At 59.4% G+C, this 18,447-nt stretch carries 17 protein-coding genes; all 17 read right to left on the bottom strand.

The window, feature by feature from the left end; genetic code table 11:
- Positions 1-512: 512 nt before the first annotated feature.
- The gene (locus CMN27_RS09340; protein ID WP_293625833.1) at positions 513-1,916 is read right to left on the bottom strand and encodes an NADH-quinone oxidoreductase subunit N; all 1,404 of its coding nucleotides are present in this window, start codon (positions 1,914-1,916) and stop codon (positions 513-515) included.
- Between the two features lies 1 nt (position 1,917).
- On the bottom strand, positions 1,918-3,402 hold the full coding sequence (locus tag CMN27_RS09335; RefSeq protein ID WP_293625831.1) for an NADH-quinone oxidoreductase subunit M: 1,485 nt from the start codon (positions 3,400-3,402) through the stop codon (positions 1,918-1,920).
- 1 nt (position 3,403) lies between these two features.
- The gene (locus CMN27_RS09330) at positions 3,404-5,227 is read right to left on the bottom strand and encodes a proton-conducting transporter membrane subunit (protein ID WP_293625829.1); all 1,824 of its coding nucleotides are present in this window, start codon (positions 5,225-5,227) and stop codon (positions 3,404-3,406) included.
- A gap of 2 nt (positions 5,228-5,229) precedes the next feature.
- Entirely contained in the window at positions 5,230-5,535 is a 306-nt protein-coding gene (gene nuoK, locus CMN27_RS09325) for an NADH-quinone oxidoreductase subunit NuoK (RefSeq protein ID WP_366515438.1), read from the bottom strand.
- Between the two features lie 13 nt (positions 5,536-5,548).
- The gene (locus tag CMN27_RS09320) at positions 5,549-6,151 is read right to left on the bottom strand and encodes an NADH-quinone oxidoreductase subunit J (RefSeq protein ID WP_293625826.1); all 603 of its coding nucleotides are present in this window, start codon (positions 6,149-6,151) and stop codon (positions 5,549-5,551) included.
- A complete protein-coding gene (locus tag CMN27_RS09315) occupies positions 6,148-7,062 on the bottom strand; it encodes an NADH-quinone oxidoreductase subunit H (RefSeq protein WP_293625824.1) in 915 nt (304 codons plus the stop codon). Before CMN27_RS09315 ends, CMN27_RS09320 begins: the two co-directional genes overlap by 4 nt.
- The gene (locus CMN27_RS09310) at positions 7,059-8,321 is read right to left on the bottom strand and encodes a hypothetical protein (protein WP_293625822.1); all 1,263 of its coding nucleotides are present in this window, start codon (positions 8,319-8,321) and stop codon (positions 7,059-7,061) included. The genes CMN27_RS09315 and CMN27_RS09310 overlap by 4 nt, the downstream gene beginning before the upstream one ends.
- Positions 8,312-8,662, bottom strand: a complete 351-nt coding sequence (locus CMN27_RS09305; protein ID WP_293625820.1) for an NADH-quinone oxidoreductase subunit A — start codon at positions 8,660-8,662, stop codon at positions 8,312-8,314. Before CMN27_RS09305 ends, CMN27_RS09310 begins: the two co-directional genes overlap by 10 nt.
- Positions 8,663-8,884: 222 nt before the next feature.
- Positions 8,885-9,241, bottom strand: a complete 357-nt coding sequence (locus tag CMN27_RS09300; RefSeq protein ID WP_293625818.1) for a hypothetical protein — start codon at positions 9,239-9,241, stop codon at positions 8,885-8,887.
- A gap of 226 nt (positions 9,242-9,467) precedes the next feature.
- Entirely contained in the window at positions 9,468-10,262 is a 795-nt protein-coding gene (locus CMN27_RS09295; RefSeq protein ID WP_293625816.1) for a copper resistance protein B, read from the bottom strand.
- A 7-nt stretch (positions 10,263-10,269) separates the two neighbouring features.
- On the bottom strand, positions 10,270-12,255 hold the full coding sequence (locus tag CMN27_RS09290) for a copper resistance system multicopper oxidase (RefSeq protein WP_293625814.1): 1,986 nt from the start codon (positions 12,253-12,255) through the stop codon (positions 10,270-10,272).
- A 65-nt stretch (positions 12,256-12,320) separates the two neighbouring features.
- On the bottom strand, positions 12,321-13,052 hold the full coding sequence (locus tag CMN27_RS09285; protein ID WP_293625812.1) for a cytochrome c: 732 nt from the start codon (positions 13,050-13,052) through the stop codon (positions 12,321-12,323).
- A gap of 736 nt (positions 13,053-13,788) precedes the next feature.
- Positions 13,789-14,415, bottom strand: coding sequence for a protein-disulfide reductase DsbD domain-containing protein (locus CMN27_RS09280; RefSeq protein WP_293625810.1), 627 nt, complete (start codon positions 14,413-14,415; stop codon positions 13,789-13,791).
- A complete protein-coding gene (locus CMN27_RS09275; RefSeq protein WP_293625809.1) occupies positions 14,405-15,589 on the bottom strand; it encodes a thioredoxin family protein in 1,185 nt (394 codons plus the stop codon). Before CMN27_RS09275 ends, CMN27_RS09280 begins: the two co-directional genes overlap by 11 nt.
- On the bottom strand, positions 15,586-16,422 hold the full coding sequence (locus CMN27_RS09270) for a VTT domain-containing protein (protein ID WP_293625808.1): 837 nt from the start codon (positions 16,420-16,422) through the stop codon (positions 15,586-15,588). Before CMN27_RS09270 ends, CMN27_RS09275 begins: the two co-directional genes overlap by 4 nt.
- 25 nt (positions 16,423-16,447) lie before the next feature.
- The gene (locus tag CMN27_RS09265; RefSeq protein WP_293625806.1) at positions 16,448-17,089 is read right to left on the bottom strand and encodes a methyltransferase domain-containing protein; all 642 of its coding nucleotides are present in this window, start codon (positions 17,087-17,089) and stop codon (positions 16,448-16,450) included.
- Positions 17,086-18,399 carry a multicopper oxidase family protein gene (locus tag CMN27_RS09260; protein ID WP_293625804.1) on the bottom strand — a complete coding sequence of 438 codons (1,314 nt, stop codon included), beginning with the start codon at positions 18,397-18,399 and terminating at the stop codon, positions 17,086-17,088. The genes CMN27_RS09265 and CMN27_RS09260 overlap by 4 nt, the downstream gene beginning before the upstream one ends.
- Positions 18,400-18,447 lie beyond the last annotated feature (48 nt).

Genomic DNA, 18,447 nt, shown 5'->3' with positions numbered 1-18,447 from the left:
TTCTATTCAGCTAGGATGCTGTAATTCTAGATGGGTCGCTAACCTTAGATTGGCGACTGTTCGATATTGGGATGGTCGTGGAGTAATCGAACTCTGCCAACGATTGGCGTATCAAATTCGAAGCCGATCCCTATTTTAGCGCTCTGAAAATTTCTAGATCGATTTCGACAACGAGCAACTGTAACGAGAGAAGTAGGTTTTCCGGCTAATGCAGATATATTCGAACACTTTCATACCGGATATGACCAAATTAGAGTCACGCTACGCAAAAGGCGCAGCACCGACATGGATCCCTAGATCGTGACGCGGCCTGTAAGATAGCCATGAGCCTCAGTAGCAAATGACGGGCATTGCTATGTGAATCTCGGCATGCGCGTCTGCGGGGACGCGATTGAAGATCAGATTCGCTTCTACGAAAGCACGCATAGGAAAAGGGGTAAAGGTGCTGAATCGGACACGCTATCGTTGACGCGCTATGTCGCGCTGCAACCTAACACCGATTCGCAAGCAGCCTATGGGAGAAGAGTCGTCTCAGCGAGCATTCGCCAGAATGGCTCTGCCAAACCACCAAGAGTGACGGTGAAGAACGCGCATAGCACCACAGCGGCGGCGGCAGAGTAGCCGAGCGTATGCATGGGCCTCGCCGGCTCGGCGAAATACACGGGCGCAAGCACACGTAAGTAATAAACTAGTGATACGACGGTGTTGATCAGAGCCACGACAGCCAGCCATGCGTAACCCGATTCGATCGTCGTGACGAACAGTGCCAGCTTGCCCACAAAGCCTGCCAGCGGTGGGATACCCACCAGCGAAAGAAAACTAAGGATCAGTGCGGCCGCGAGTAGTGGATGGGCGATCGCGAGGCCGCGATAGTCGTCTAGGTTCGTGCGTCCGCGCAGCTGTGTCACAACACCGAATGCTGCGAGATTCGCGACCGCATAACTTGCGAGAAAGAACAGCAAGGCCGGTAGCGCGTAGGGATCCAGACCGAGAACAGTGATCGCCATCAGCGCGTAGCCAGATTGCGATACCGAAGACCAGCCCAGCATTCGCCGCACATCGTTCTGCCCGAGTGCGCCCAAATTGCCTACGGACATGGTCGCGATCGCGATCGTGGCAACCACGGTGCGCCAAGGGATGTCTTGAGGGAACAGATCGACGAAGCGGGCAAGCGCAATGGCGGCGCCTACTTTAGGTGCAATAGTGAGGAAGGCAGCCGCCGGCGGCGGGGCGCCCTCAGCGACATCCGGCATCCAGGTATGGGCCGGTACTGCTGCAAGTTTAAATGCCACACCTACAATGACGAGGCTGAATGCGACGAGCGTCATTGATTGGGCGCCGTCTTTCGTACGCGACGCCAGCTCGCCGTAGTCCGTGGTGGCAAACAGCCCGAACATCAGCGTCACACCGAGCACGAGTAGGGCGTTGGCCAGCGCGCCGACCAAGAAATATTTCATGCCGGCTTCAGCCGACAGCGGCCAGTTGCGATGATAAGCGGCTAACGTGTACCCCGTGACGGAGGACAGCAGAACGGCGATGATCAACTGCATCAGGTCTGTCGCCCCGGCGAGCAGCATGGCCCCGAGTGTTCCAAGCATTAAGACGGCATAGTATTCACCGTGGCGACGGTCTTGGCGCAGCCACTCGGGCGTCAACAGAACGCTCAAGGCGGCAGCGACCAAAATGATCAGGCGAGCCCAGATGCTGGCACCGTCCAGAGCCCAGACTCCAGAGAAAGTCAATTTCGGCGCTTCGCCCAGTTGAGCAACACAAAACGCGAATGCCACCGTAAGGCCAATGAGCGCGCCCGGCGCAGCCAACCACTGATCTCGCTCGCGCATGAAACTTGCGGCCAAAAGCAACGTGACCGCGCTGATTAAAACGCTGAGTTCGGGGAGAACGTCGCCAACCGGCATGCTAGACCCCACCCGTCAATAGGCCAGTTGCACTGTTGATGGGCGTCAGCAGCCAATTCGGATATATTCCGATTATCACGATCAGCAGTACGAGTATCGCCAAGGTGATGATCTCGACGCGCGCGAGGTCCCTGAAATCCCCCCGATCTGTGGGCAGCGCTCCGAAGAACAGCTGTTGCAGCATCTGTAGGAAAAGCGCAGCGGTAATGAGAATACCCAGGAGCGCGGTGGCGGCCAGCCACGGATAGACGCTGAAAGCACCAACGAATATCTGTAGCTCGGCCACGAAACCGGCGAGCCCGGGCAGACCCAGGCTCGCGAATGACGCGAGAATCGTAAAGCGAGTGAGATTCGGGGCGATCTGGCTCAGACCGCCGTAGTGCTCGAGATTATAATCGCCAGTGCGCTGCCAGAGCGCGCCACAGATCAAGAACAGCGCGCCGGTGATCAGGCCGTGGGCGACCATTTCCACGGTGGCACCTGTCAACGCCATCTGCCGTGCGGCCTGCTCGCCGCCGATCGTCGCGGCTGCCGCGATACCCAGCAACACATAGCCCATGTGATTCACTGAGGTGTAAGCAATACGTCGTTTGAGGTCGCGTTGCGCCATCGACACCAACGCGCCCCATAGAATCGAGATCACCGCCAGAACGGCCAGGGCGAAAGCATAGCGTCCAAAGGTCTCGCCGAGCATCGAATAGGGGATTCGAATCAAACCGTAAGTGCCCATCTTAAGCAGCACACCGGCGAGCACGGCTGAGGCCGGCCCAGGGGCATTCACGTGCGCTGGGGGCAGCCATGTATGCAAGGGTACGAACGGCGTCTTGATACCAAAGCCAATGATGAATCCGGCCAGAACCAGCGTCGCACGCAGATCCATACCCGCGAGTGGCTGATCCGCGATTAGCGTACGCATGTCGAAGGTAAGAGGGTCGGTCACCAAAACAAGACCAATAATTGCCAGCAGAATGGCTAACGACCCGGCAAAGGTATAGACGAAAAACTTTATCGCGGCTCGCTCGGCATCGCCGTGGCCCCAGCGCCCGATAAGAAAGAACAGACCGACGAGGCTCAGGTCGAAAAAGACATAGAACAGCGCGAGATCCAGAGTCAGGAATACGCCGAGCGACACAGCTTCGAGAAAGAGAAACCACGCGTAGTATTCTCGTGCCCGTCCCCGTGTGTCGGCGGGCCATGCCATCGCAGCGACGAACAACAGCGCGCTCATCGTAGCCACCGTTAGCGCGATACCGTCGACGCCCATACGCCAGCCGATGCCAAGCGCCGGAATCCAAGGGTATTCGACGACGTACTGAAACGCGGAGGCGCCCGTACTGGTATCGAAGCCGATCCAGACCGCCACGAGTAGGACCAAGGGCACACTGCCGACGCTGCATGCGAGCCATCGGTATGTCGGTTCTTTTAGACGTGTACAAGCGAGCGCGAACGCACCCAGCAATGGCATGAGAATGGTGGCCGTGAGCATTTTAGCGCCCCGCAAACAGAATAATTGCCAACACCACAGCACCCGCGGCCATAAAGGCGAGATAATGGTGTGAAAGGCCGGTTTGAAAACGGCGGCTGTCTTCGCCGCTAAGAGCAAGCCAACGAGTGACGCCCTCCGGAAGCCCGTCCGCCAGTCTGTCCAGTCCTCGATACGCAACGCGTGCGGCGAAGAGTCCGCTGGCACCGGCCCGGCGTACGGTGCCATCAATCACGGCATCGTCGAACGTGGCACAGTGCTGTGTGAGCGCCGAAAAAGGACGCTCGACGACGCGATTGATCGCAAAGGGCAAGCCCAACCAGTCAGCGTAGGCTGAAACAGGGCCGTCTTCGCCCAGCGCGGGATGTTTGCGTGCGATCAACAGCCCGGTGTAGAGGCCAAAGCCGACAGTCAGGAGTGAACCGATGGTCTCCCAGGGTGGAGGCGTCGGAAACGAGGTTGCGAGCCAAGCGCCCAGCGTTTGCTGTATGCCTGGCAGCCAATATAAGGAAAGCGCCAAACAAGCGGCAGCTAGCGATGAGATCGCTATGGTTTCTGTCGTTCTCGTAGTGGCGCTCGTGTCGTTGACGGCGACGCCGTAGGCGCTATAGACGAAACGCATGGCATAGGCCGCACTCAAGGCGCCGGCGAGCATGACCACGAATGCCAGCCATGGGCTGAAATGGCCTGCGGCTGTTACGACCATTTCCTTTGTCCACGCTGCGCCCAGCGGAGGTATGCCTGCCAATGCGAACCCGCCGACCGCGGTTGCCGAGGCTGTAATCGGCAGCACGCGCCCGAATCCCATCTTTGTCAGATAGAAGCTATCGGCTTCGCGGCCGGCGACGCCTGCACTGAGAAACAGCAATGCCTTGAAAAACGCATGCGCGACGAGATGCGTCAGCGCGACGGCAGGGTAGCCGGCGCCGACCGCGACGAACATTAAGCCGTAGTGTGCGGAGGTGGACGCTGCCAGTAATTTCTTTGCGTGAGGCTGCAGCATGGCGGTCAGACCGCCTGCAAGCGCGGTGCCGAGACCGATACAAATTGCCGCAGGACCAAACCACGGCACCTGAGCGAGCGTCGGCTCGAGCCGGATCAACAGGTAGGCTCCCGCGGCGACCATGGTGGCGGAATGCAACAAAGCCGAAACCGATGTTGGCCCGTCCATGGCGCGGAAAAGCCATGGCGCGAACGGAATCTGGCCGGATTTCGAGGCCGCGCTTAACAATAATCCGGCCACCAGAATAGTCTTTTGCGGTGCGCCGAGAGTTTCGATCGCGGCGAACGCGAAAGTGCCGCGATCGCTGAAGGCAACCATGGCCGCCACGAAAAGCCCGAGATCGCCCAAACGGGTCATCACGAACGCATAGCGCGCCGAGGCCGCACGGGATGCGTGTTGTCGTTCGTGCCCGATCAGCGCCCATGAGCAGGCGCCGACCAGTTCCCAGCCGATAAGCAGCGTAATGAGGTCCGCCGCGATTACTAGTAACAGCATGGCGCCGACGAACAGTAAGAGCAGCGATACCAAGCGGTTCAAGTCGCGCCGGCGTTCGTGGACCGCGGCATAGGCGAGCACGGGCAGGGCGATGACCGACACCAGCAAAGCCATAACGACAGAGCTTGTTGTCAACGCCACCTCGAACTGCAGCGGTATGCTCCAGGCAATTCGTCCGACCCAACCCTCTAGGCCGGCGAAAACCGTGAGCACGAGTGTGACCAGCAATACACCACAGCCTGAAGCGCCTAGAGTGGCGCGGTTCCGCATCGGCGATGCGTGAACGATCACAGCCGCGAGCAGTGGGAACAGGGCAACAAGCCAGAGCATTATCAATGTTTCAGTGTTGTCAGGCTTTCGGTGACATCCGCCTGGCGACTGCGATAGACCGCAGTGATCAATGCGAAGCCGACGGCCATCTCTACTGCCATCACCGCCATCACGATGATGGCCAACAGCTGCCCTGTTGGCAGGCCACCTGCCGTAAGCGACCAAAAGCCAACAGCCGCCAGCATCACGCCGTTGAGCATCAACTCGAGGCCCATCATCAGCATCACGAATGACTGCTGCGACAACGTGCCGTAGAGCCCAATGCCGATGAGGGCGGCGGCGACGATCAATATCGCTGGGAGTGTCATGGCTATTTCTCGATCAATGATGGTGATGAGCATGTCCACTGTGCTGCTCGGGCTGCCGCCCTGCTGGCTCACCGCCGGGTTCGAGTGGCGGCGGTACGGCGCCGGTATCGGCCGTGCCAAAGCGTCCGCTGCGGCTCGATAGAATGACGCTGGCCACCATGGTCGCCAGCAGCGTGACCCCAGCGGTTTCAAAGATCAGCATTGAATTGCCGAGCAGTTCCTTGCCTAGGCTCGCAACGGAATCGAGGCCCGGATCGACCGGGTTGGAGGTAAAGCGTGTAACGCAGATCAGGCCGGTGAGTGTGGCGAAGACAAACACGCCCGCCGCGATCGAAAAACGGTGCTGGTGCACCATCATCATCGGGTTCAGGCCCGCCGGATTCATCATGAACATGACCATGAACAGCGCCATTACCATCATTTCCACTGCCATCATGAAGACGGTCGCGATGCCGAGATAGGGCGCGTTGAGCAACACCATGATCAAGCCAACTGCGATAAATGACAGCAACAGGAGGAACGAAGCGCGAACCATCGAGTCGGTGCAGAAGACACGCCAACCGCTTATCACCGCGATAGCGGCGAAGATCCAGAATGCGATATCGATTACGTTCATAGTGCCAGTACTCCTGCCCATACCAAATGCAAAAACGATAGCGGCAGGAGCGTTGTCCAGATCAGCGTCATCATTCGGCTCGGGGAGATCCGTGCCAGCTGCTCGGTGAGGCATACCAGGACTAGAAGCAAGGTAGCCGTCTTGAGCACCAACCATGCCGGCCCGGGCAGCCACGGGCCAAGGTAGCCACCTAGAAAGACGCTGGCCGCCATTGCGGCCACCGCCGTAAGCATTGCGAGCCTCGCGAACTCCCAGACCAACCTTGGCGCGCCGGATACCTCAGCGGCGGTTCCCCCTGCGATATCAGCCGAGTCCGCGTAGTTGAACGGACCTCTGAAGCTTAGAGACAGACCGAGGAGTAGAAACAGCGGTAGCCCTAACGGTTGGCGGATGACGTTCCAAAGGCCACGCTGGGATTCGACTATTTGTGGGAGGGCCAAAGACTCGGCGGGCAATGCTGCCGCGATCAGCATGAACATGCTGATCAGCATTACCGGCAGCCCGATGGCGACATAGCGGTAGGCACCGATCAGGCCGAACTGAGCATTGGCTGACCAACCGTGCAGGAATACAACCACTACTGTTAGCGCCTCGACTGCGCCCCACCAGACAATGCCCACTTCGAGATCCGCAAGAACGCTCGCGCTGGAGAATGGCACGATCGCGACACCGCTACCCGCGAGCGCAGCATACAACGCAGGTGCCAACCTCCAATTTAGCAAATCCGGCGTTTCGGTTAGGTTGGACTGTTGACGCAGAACTGCGGCGCATCGGTAGATTGGATTGGCCAGAGGCGCGCGTGGTAAACGCCGTTCTCGAGCGGCGGTCCACAGCCCATCAAGTACAGCGACATACCATGCCATGCCAAGCAAGAAAGCAAGCCAGGCAGTGCTTAGAGCGATCTGGGTCACGGCGTCTCCAATGGCGCCATTCGGCATAACGCGGCGCTATCGAAACTGTTGAGCACGAGTAGCGCTTCACTCCATTCGAGTCCTGGGAGCAGCTCGGTCACGCGATAATCAAGCGGCGGTGCCCGAAGAGCCCAGGGTGGCTCGGCCAGTTGGCCTTGGGCGATCAGGATGTGGGGTGCGGCCGACGCGAGAGCTAGCGCTTGTTCGGCCTCGTCGAACCACTGCGCCACGCGCGCTTGACAGTCGCTTTGCTTTTGCGTGACAGGGGTGAAGCCCAGTCGCGTGTAGGTCGGATCATCGTTGCGACTGTCGAGCACGTGTCCAGCAGCGCGTCGCACCGGGCCGCCGAGTTCACACGCTAGATCGTCATCGATCCGACCGAGCCCCGGCTTGATCGCGGCCATCAAACCTGCGCGGGCGGCGGCTTTGCGCAGCGGACCGATAGCAACAGTTTCGTTCGCGCGTATGCGTGCTGCCACGATCTGAGCCCGCCGGCTGAGCGTCGGTAATTCGACAAGCGACAATACCCGGGCGATACATGCCAAGTGATGCGTTGCGCGTGTGCGCTCGATTTGTGCCAGGGGCGTCTGCTCGTGCAGCAAGCGATCGAATGGTTCACGATCAATGTCGCGTGGTGGATAGGGTGGCTGAACGACTTCGGCTGATTGAATTACGTCGCCTTGAAAAGTCACCTCTAGTATCAATCCAGCGGGCCAGTAAGGCATGAAGGGGCCAACCTGAGTACGGTAGACATCTAACGCGAGCCCGTCGCGAATGTCTGGCGTCGGGGGCATAGGCATCATGCGCCCGTAAGGCACGCCGCCCATCATCCCTTCTCCACCTTGACCGTGATCGCCCCTGCCACGCCAAGGGGCGGGTGGCTCGTCGGACAGACGGTGGGTTTCCGATGCATAGGAGCCGCCAATCAGTTTGCGATAAAGCGCACGCAGTGGCGCGACTGGATCGTCAGCTGAGGCGGAGCGCCGTGCTTCATCTATGTCGTCCGAATGCGCGTCTCCCCACCAGAATGTCGCACGTGGGTGCGGCATTTGGTCGTGGAGGCGATCTAGATAGGGTTGGTCACTCTCTCGAGTGCGGCCCGCGACCAATAAAATGTTGGCGTGTCGGGGCGTTGCGGTGAAGTCGATATCACCACTCTTGAGCAAGTGCTCGATCGCAGGCGCGCCGTCGCGCCCCATAGCCACGAAAACGGGAACCGGAGCTCGCGCTGCAAGACGCCCGAGTATGGTTACTGCCATCTAAAGATACCTTCGCGCCACCCATAGAGAATGCCTACCGTGAGGATGGCGAGGAACATGCCCATTTCAGCGAGGGCCTTGACGCCTTCGGTGACATACACGACGGCCCACGGGTACATAAACATCATCTCCATTTCGAACGCGATGAATAGGAGAGTCATCGAGTAGTAGCGTATGTGGTATCGCTGCCAGGCATGGGTGTTGGGGCTCGAGCCACCAAGAAACGGCACCTTTTGAGATTCGGCTAATTGATGGTGATCGGCGCGAGTGGGCAGCTTCTGGACAATGAGTGCCCCGGCGAAGAAAGTTATGAAAATGATTACAAGCCCAGTTAACGCCATATTTTTAGTAGAAAATAGCCATGTAAGATAAAAGTGTTTTTGAGAACATTTTTCGGTCTCGCTTGGCGCCGATTTATCTTTTAGAACCAGAATTCAATCTTGCTGCAAGTGCTAGCACTTTATCCCGGCCGCTTGCAAGTAGGCGACCAGTTTGTGCGACGTGTTGAGTCGGAAAATACGTCACCCTATAACAACTAGCTAGGGTGACGTATAAATAAAATGCTAGCTGGTTTCCATTTTCGGCAGACTGCCCTTTTTCATTTCGCTTTTTTCGAGTTTGCCATCTTTGTTTTGATCGGCAGTGTCGAATATAAGTTCATGCACATGCATGAACTCCTCACGTGAGATTTCACCGTTATCATCCACGTCTAGCATCTGCATTGTGTGCCGATCCATCATCTGACCTTCATACATTGATTGATATTCTTTCAAAGTATCGACTGCTTTTGCTTGAGCTATTACTACAGCGCCGTCTGGCAACCCAGGGGCCATGGCAGTGTCCGCTTCAGCCAAGGCTGCGGAGGAGCCCGAGGCTAAAAGTAAAAGAAGCAAGCTTTGTTTAATAGTGTTCTTCTGCATAATGATACCTAACTGTAACGTCGCTGAATTATGGGCGTTATTGGCTGAATCGTTGCCTTGCTAACTTTCTAGTTCAGAATTACAAGAACCAATAATTCTCACTAGATGACAAAGGTATAGCCGAATAACGCCCACTTAAGAATTCGTGTCAATTAAAGTGGCTAAGGATTGATAGAATTTAATAAATTTCCTCCTTTTAGATGAAGTAGTTACAGCGCAGGCCTAATCAATACCAGGCGCGGATACCGACCACGAAGGCGGTCGACGACGTCTCTTCGCCTTCAGCCTGGGCGATATCCCTGGTTTCGCCATAGGTTTGCTCCCAGCGGACCCCGACGTAGGGGGCGAACTCGCGCTGCATCTCATAGCGCAACCGGATGCCCATTTCGGTGTTGTTGAGACCTTGGCCGAGGCCATATTCCGGCACCTCCTGAGCCGAGGCATTGATCTCGGCCCGAGGCTGAAGGATCAGCCGCTGGGTAAGCAGCAGCTCGTACTCGAATTCGCCGCGAAAACTCACGTCCCCGTCCTCGCTGACGAACAGCGCCGTGTCGGATTCGAACCAGTACGGCGCCAGCCCCTGCAGGCCGAGTACGGCAAAGCCGCGGTCCGGGTTGGGATTGACGTCGTAGCGCACACCGGCCTGGGCACTCCAGAACGGCGCGATCGTGCGGGTATAGAGCGCCTGGAACTCGGTATCTTCGGGCGAGCCGCCGCGCATCGGACCCTCGCCTTCGGTCTTGAGCCACAGCTTGTTGTAATCGCCGCCGATCCAGCCCTGGGCGTCCCAGAGATAGTTGTTGGTGCCGTCCACGTCCCCGTATTCGAGCCGGTCGATCAAAAAGAACTTGTGGATCTGCTGGTCGTGGATCGGCTTTTTCCAGGCCAGCGGCGCGCCGCTGTTCGGATCCGCCGGCCCCTGCGGTATGACGGAATCCAGATCGGCCTTGCCGTTTGAGCCGGCATGCGCCGGCAGGGTCATCCCGAGGGCGAGGGCCGTCACACCGATCGTTGTGGTCATCGACTGTTTAAGCATTCTGGTCTCCCGATTGATCGCTCACACGCACGACGCGGAACATGCCCATTTCCATGTGATAGAGCAGATGGCAGTGAAAGGCCCAGCGGCCCGGTTCGTCTGCCGTGATCAGTAGCGACGCCCGTGAGCCGGGCAGCACGCTCAGGGTGTGCTTGAACGGCAGATGCTCGCCCTGGCCGTTCTCCAGCTCCATGAACATGCCGTGCAGATGGATCGGGTGCTCCATCATGGTGTCGTTGACGAGCACCAGCCGGATGCGTTCGCCGTAGGGAAACTCGATCGGCGTGGCGTCCGAGTACTTCACGCCGTCGAACGACCACATGTAGCGGTCCATGTTGCCGGTCAGGTGCACCTCGATCGTGCGCGAGGGTTCGCGACGATCCTGCATCGGCACGACATTGCGCAGCTGGCTGTAGGTGAGCACGCGATGGTTCACGTCCTCGAGCCCGGTACCACGTTCACCCAGGCGATCGCGCTGGACGTTGGCAACGTTGATATTGCCCGCCCCGTGCATGTCGGGACCATGCTTGGCGATGACCGGGCCGGACTGTTCCATCATCGCGCCCGTGCCCATGGTGCCGGCGTTCGGGCCGGTGCCGTGGGCCATCTTCTTGTGGCCATGGTCCATGCCGGCCATCTTGTCCGACATCTTCGCGCCATCCATCTTGTGGCCCTGATGCGACATGCCGGCCATACCGGCATCCTTTTTGGACATGTCCGTCGTCTTCATCGAGCCGTGGTCCATCGCCATCTGGCCATGACCCATCGGCTTCGCGCCGTTCTCGTGCGGCATCGTCATGCCGCCCATGTCCATTTCGCTCATGTCCATGCCCATATCCACCATCGTGCGCTGCGGCTGTTCGCGCAGCGCCGGCACGGGCGCGACCATGCCCGCGCGCGGCGCGAGGGTGCCGCGGGCATAGCCGCTGCGGTCCATGGTTTCGGCCATGATCGTGTAGGCCTGATCGGCCCTGGGCTGGACCACCACGTCGAAGGTCTCGGCCACGCCGATCTGGAATTCGTCGGTCTCGACCGGCTGGACCTCCTTGCCGTCGGCCGCGACCACCTGCATGGGCAGACCTGGTACGCGCACGTTGAAGTAGGTCATGGCGGAGGCATTGATCACGCGCAGGCGGATCCGCTCGCCCGGCGTGAATAGACCGGTCCAGTTGGCGTCCGGGTGTACGCCGTTCATGAGATAGCTGTAGGTATAGCCGGTCACGTCGGCGATATCGCGCGGGCTCATGCGCATGTCGCCCCAGGCCAGCCGATCTTTCAGCGTGGTGGCCACGCCCGACTTGCGGAAATCCTCGGCCAGATCGCCGAGCGTGCGCTCGCTGAAGTTGTAGTAGTCGCTCATCTCCTTGAGCTTTGCCAACAGCCGGTGCGGGTCTTCGAAGGTCCAGTCGTTGAGCACGATCACGTACTCGCGATCGGCGTTGATGCCGTCGTCCTCGGCCGAGTGGATGACGATCGGCCCGGTTTGGCCGACCTGCTCCTGCAGCCCGGAATGGCTGTGATACCAGTAGGTGCCGGCCTGGCGGACGGGAAAATCGACTTCGAACGTTTCGCCCGGGTCGATGCCGGGAAACGCCACGCCGGGTACGCCGTCCATCTGGAACGGCAACAGAATGCCGTGCCAGTGGATCGAAGTGGACTCGTCCAGGTGGTTATGCACGCGCAGATGGGCGTTCTGGCCTTCCCAAAGCTCCACGATCGGGCCCGGCGTGGTGTGGTTCAGCGTGATGGCCGATGCACGGCCGCCGGCGATATCGATCATCTCGCGGCGCACATGCACGTCCATGAGGACATCGCGGGCCGCCCCGCCCGGGACCTGAGCGGCGGCGCTATTGAGGTGGCGTGTCATGCCGTCGCGGGCATAGGCGGGAAGTAGCGCATTGAAGCCCGCCAGCAGGCCGGTCGCGCCCATGGCGCGCAGCAGCCGGCGGCGGTCTTTGTCATATGTATGCTGAGTCATTGTCTATAGCCTCATTGATCCAGTTTGTCTGGAGTCGTTTGTAAGCGATGTTTACGGTTTCGCGGCTAGTGTGCGTGTCCATCGTCGCGATGGGCGGTTGTGTCAACGCCGTCTTCGGCCGGCGCGTGGTCACCGTCGTGATGACCGTCGCGCGAGCCATGGCCATTAGCGTTGTCGTGACCTTTGCTCGAAGAACCGGTGGTTGCGTCAAGTTCGTGCGTCTGATGCCCGTCATCGTGACCGTGCCCGCCACCGCCGGCGTGATGCCCCACGCCGCTGGCTTCGGCGCGGGCCAGAAGGCGGTCGTAGTCGGATGCCGACAGGTCGGGTAATTTCTCGACGAACGCGGTCATGGCCCACATGTCTTCGTCGCTATGCGATCCACCCCAGGCCGGCATGCCGGATGCCTTGATGCCGTGCTTGATCACCCAGAATATTTCGCCAGGACTCTTTTCCTCGGCCGCATGGGTGAGCCCCGGCGGCCGGGGATACATTCCTCGCGCCGCCACGGATTGCCGACGCCCGGGCGGGGCATGGCACTCGCTGCACATGGCGTCGAAGTTGGCCGCGCCGGCCAGCAGCTGTTCTTCAGAGCCCAACTCGGGGACGTCGATACCAGTCGCTTGCTGTTCAATCGATCGATGAACTGTTTGGCTTAATGCCCAGCGCGTTATGGGCCAGTGTTCGCTGGTGGCCGCGACGTTGTAGGCGCCGGAATAAATGATTCCGGCCGCAGCGCCGCCTGCAATAAGCAAGCTCACGGCTAATGTCGCGGCGACAATTTTGAAAGTTCGCACTTTGCGTCTCCGTCGGAACGGTGACGCAGCGACATATCCTAGGGCGTGTATATCGGACCCAGCAACATTCTAAATGCCGCTCGACAAACCCTTGTGGATAACTTCGCAGAAGCTGCAACCACCGTCTTTATTGATGTTCGATGCACGGCCAATGCACCGGAAGCTTCAATTAGACGCTAATAGACGGCGGGCGATAGGGGGGATATTCGAACCCAGGTGTGGCCGAAACAGGCGCACGGCTTACCAAGAGCGCCGCAGGGGGGGACAGCGCATCAGTTGGGAAGCTGGTGTCAACCGCACTTGACGAGCAGTGACCCATAAAGGTGCAGCAGCACCGATCATGGGATGGGGAGTCGCCACTGCCCGTTTGGTGCTTTGTCGCGTGCGAGTGCTCGCTGACCGTAACACCTGGGCTCGTAGAAATAGACGCGGATTTTCCCGCGCTCGCGTGCTCAGAGTTGTGCAGACAGGATATACCTGGCACGCCCGCCTGGGCGACCAGAGCCTGCAGCAGCAAAACCAGAACTAGGAAAGCACGCATGTATTGAACTATATCAAAATAGCCTACGTTGACAACAGTTTTTGGCTGACATTTTTGTTCGCGCAAATATTGGTTTTCGATATCAGCCAACTCAGGCGGCGCTAGGGCGCAAGACGATTTATGCCGGTTTGCGCCTATCTTGGCTCGTGTTGCTGGCGCTGCCAGCATCAATGGCTTTTGAGCTGTCTAGCCGACTCAAGGTAGCGATGAATCCATTGTGTCAGGAATTGATGTAGTGATTGTTGAGGGTGGGAGGCAAAGCCCCGAGTCATTACAAGCTTGTACCACGGCTTGAACGGTATGTTTATATCCGGACGCTGCTTCCTCCAGAGTGGTTGTCAAGTCGACGTCGCCTGAATACACCCGAATCGGTTCTTCAAGGCCAACGTCGAGTTCATCGCCAGATGGGTATGCAAACTTAGTAGATAACATCCTGCGACCCGCAAGTACTTCAATCTCGGTCGGTATGAGGAAATCAAAAGACGCAGGATTGGCGTTGATGTGCCATCCCGAATCGATTTCGAGTTCTATTTTGATCGTATCGGCTTCGCGTGATGCCTGTAGATTCACGTGAGCCGCGCTAAATTGCCGTGTTCGAGCGGGGTCCGATTGCGCGGCCACCGATGATTCTGATGCGGCATAAAAGTCAACGACGTCTCGTTTGCTATCCCGTTTATCAGCAGCCGAAGGGCTGGTCAGTGACTGCTCATCGGATTCCGTCGTCGGCACAGTCCATTGCCAGAAAAGAAAAGACCCGCTTATCACGATCGCGATGAATGTTGGCAACAGCCAAGTTAGTACGAAAGTCTTGCTAGTCGACACGCGTCTGCTCCCCACTGGTTTCAATGGCTGTTTTCAAGGTGTTTACGGTAAATAAATCCGGTAGGCGTCGGTGCACGGTGCCATCCGGGGCCAAGATGACGGCGAAGGGCAGCCCGGCCCCACCGAAGGAGCGCAGGTAAGCGTCCAGCGCAGCGTCCGGCCGCGTCAGATCGGCACGGAGGACGTGCATGCCGGCTGTATCGACGGCTCGCGCGATCGCGATGTCCGCGTACACGGTTTGTTCCAGAACCTTGCAGTTGATGCACCAGTCCGCCGTAAACTCGACAAGCACCGGCGCGCCGGCCGTGCGGGCCTCGATCAATGCGCGCTCTGTTAGCGGCTGCCAAGGCAACTCATGGCGCGCGCCGGCCTCTTCCTCAAGGCCGAGCGTGACGCCGCCGGCCACGCCCGCCACCAAGACCAACGCCGATACCAAACGCGCGCCAAATCCGGGTCCAACAACCAATGACCGGATCAACCAGAAAGCCACGGCACCGAGCCAAGCCGTCCATAGCAGGGTGCTAACACGCTCCGCGAGCACGGTAGTCGCGAAAAAAGTTGCGCCGGCCAGAAGAATCAAACCCATAACCTGCTGCACGCGCAATAACCACGCGCCGCCGCGCGGTATTCGTGTAAGCAGTCCAGGATGTGTCAACAGAACGAGATAGGGCAGGGCCAATCCAACGCCCACCGCGATGAACAACACAAAAATCGTGCTCGGCGCCTGAGTGAGAGCAAACGCCATGACGCCGCCCAGGAAAGGCCCTGTGCAGGGCGCAGACAAGACCGCAGCCAGGAAACCGGCAAAGTAAGGTTCTGCGTAGCCGTTGCCCTGGAGTCGATAAACCCATTGCGGCGGCTGTACGCCACGTCCCGCGAGGCTGTAAACCCCGAGGCAAGCGAGCAGGAACGCCATGGCCGCACGAAACCAGGTGGCTTGGAACAGCGTGCCCCAAGTCCAATTCAGCCACGCCGTCGCCAGCGCCAGACCGCCAAAGAACGTCAGCGTCCCGGCCAGCAATGCCGCGCCGGCCAAAGCGCGTTGGCGAGCGCCGTTGCCGACCACGCGCGCGATGCTGCGTATCTTGATGGGCAGCGCTGGCAGTACGCACGGTGTGAGATTGAGAAGCACGCCGGCTGCCGTGGCGAGCAGTATATTCGTCCAGATCGTCATTGCGGTGCGTCGCTGCGCGCGTCATATCGCGCTGAGGTCCCGGTCCGTCGTTTCGGGTTGTGCCTTTTAATCGCGCGCCGGGCAAAGCGGACTGCTACCAGCAAAAGCAGCAAGACGACACTGCCAACAATCCATATATAAAGAGGCAGCTCCAGCGCTTGACTGCCAACCAATACGCTGAGCACGGTCAACGGCAATATGCCGAGCCCGGTCGTCCCGATGAATAACAAGCGTGGCACGCCGGCGAGTCCTGCCGCGTAGTTGATCAGATTGAACGACACGATAGGCAAAACACGCGCTATGAGCAGCGGCGCGATACCGATGTTCAATGCAAACGTATCCAGGCGAGCGCTGTAACGAATAGGGATAAGACGTTGCCGCGCGGCAGGGCCCAAACCGCGTGCGAGTTCGTAGCTCGCGATCGCGCCGAGCATTGCACCAATCCAGGTAATCGCCACGCCGAGCCAAGGGCCGAAAGCGATGCCGTTGGCGATAGCGATCACTTCGGCCGGAAACGGAACAAAGGAATGAAGTACCATCAAGCCGATAGAGGCTAACGGCGCCCAGAACCCGGCCTGAGCCATCAGAGCGCGCAGTCCCTCGCTGCTGAAATCGATCCCCAGTAAGCTATATTCGATAAGACACCACAGAATGACACTATCGATGACGAAGAGGCCGGCGGTCAGTACGCCGCCGGCCGCCAGCAGCCAAGCGCCCGATGCTGAACGGTTGTTTGCGGCTGCCACCAATCGCCGCAACGCAAAGGCCAGCACGAGCAGACCGATCGCCGCCAGCGCCAGACAAAGCCAGAGCAGACTTTGGGTCATTTCCATATTCATATGATCCGATAGAGACATGTCATATGGACTGAACTCGCGTTCGAGCAAAGCGAGCGGTTATAAGTCCCCATAACCAGTTGATTTTGTATTGGTGCACGTCGGCCGTAGCGAAGCCGGCGCTTTCAACCCGTTCTAAGTGCTCCTGCGCTCGATAAACCTGGCCGTGGGTACGGCCGGTCAGTTTCAGGTATCGGTCGAGCAAACGACACATGACGTAGTCGCCACACCAATCCGTGATGACCAGTCGACCACCGGGCCGAAGAACCCGGTGGATCTCGGCCAGTGCCTTGTCAGGGCGGTAGAGATAGTGAAACACGCTGCACGATACGACGACGTCGAATTGCGCATCGGCAAAGGGGAGTCGTTCGGCCCACCCCTGACGTAAATCGACGGCAGACGATAGCTTGCGGCGCGCCATAGCCAGCATCTCGAACACCGGATCGACGCCACAGAGTTGCGGGGCCGGGTGGATCGCGCAAAGACGCTGGAGCAGGGCGCCGGTACCGCAGCCGATATCGAGCACGCGATCCTGTGGACGCAAAACCAGACGCGCGAGTGTCTCGCGCGTAGTCGCCTGAATATAGAACGACCACTTCGCATCGTAGCCGCCGGCGAGGCGAGCGTACTCGGCGACGACGGGGTTTCGCGAGCAATCCGTCACGCGCGCACTCGGTAATAGCGCATCATGCCGTTGTCCTCGTGCTCCATGTTGTGGCAGTGATAGAGATAGAGACCGTCGAAATCGGTGAAGGTGAGCGCGATGCGTACCCGCTCGCCGGGGAGCACCAGCACGGTATCGTGCTGGCCGGCGTCCACCAGCCCCGCCTCGAGTCCCGACCAGCCGCGCTGACGGTCGATCCGTTTGCGTTCGATAACCGCGAATTGCAGACCGTGCACATGCATGGGGTGCGGCATCATGCTGGCGTTGACGAACTCCCAGATTTCGGTGTCGCCCAAGGCTACGACTTCCTCATCGGCCACGGTCGTGCCTTCGAATTGGCGGCCGTTGATGGCGAAGCCGCGCATCATTTTCATCGTCAGATCAAAGGTTCGTATCGGTGTATCCGGGGTGACGGGCGGCGTTTTCAGGCCGCTGTCCAAGACCTCGGGCAGCGGCTGCCCACCGTGCGCGCGATGCGTGACTCGCAGGGGCAACAGTTCGAATCGAGCACCGGCGGGTAACCCGGATCCGCCCATGCCACCCATGCCGCCCATCATCCCGGAGCGATACTGATCGCTGACAAGGGCGAGTTGATCGCCGACTCTGGCTTCGGACAGGTCCACCCACAGATCGACCCGCTGCGCCGGGGCCAGGGTCACGTAAGGGTATCGTTGCGGCGCAGCGAGTAGCCCGCCGCCGGTGCCGATGACGGTCACCGGCCGGCCGTCGCTCCAGGCCAGCTTGTAGATACGCGCGTTTGAGCCATTGAGAATTCGCAGGCGATAAGGCTGGGGGCCGATTTCGCGGGTTTCCGGCGGGCGGCCATTGACGAGAACACGATTGCCTAAAAAACCGCGCATCATCGACCCCATGCCGCCAACAAAGGTCAGTTCGTTGTCGCCGGCGAAACTGCGGTCCTGCAGTACCAGAACCATTTCCTGCTCGCCGACGGGCAAATCGAGCGCGCGTTCGGTCTCGTCCTCGATGATCAAGGGGCCGGCAAGCCCGGCATAGCTCTGAAAGCCGACGCGCCCGCCGTTGGGTCCGTGCGGGTGCGGATGATACCAGTACAACCCCGCCCGGTCGTCCACGTCGAAGGCGACGGTCGCGGATTCGCCCGGCTTGATCGGCAGGCGCGGCTGGCCGTCGACATTCGGCGGTACGTGCAGGCCGTGCCAGTGGACTGTGGTGTCTTCGGGAAGTCGGTTTTCCAGCCGGGCGCGAATACGCTGGCCACGGCGCAGCCGAATCAGCGGTCCGGGATAGCTTTCGCCGAGGGACGCGAGCGTATCTGGCGGGCCTTTGGCCAAGGCCCCTCTGTAATGCCAGACCTCGCTGGGCGTCCCGGGCAGTATGGG

Origin of the sequence: Salinisphaera sp. (assembly GCF_002729955.1) — a bacterium.
Lineage (GTDB): Bacteria > Pseudomonadota > Gammaproteobacteria > Nevskiales > Salinisphaeraceae > Salinisphaera.
Note: the sequence above shows the minus strand (reverse complement) of the source record. Positions and strands in the feature narration are given on the sequence as shown.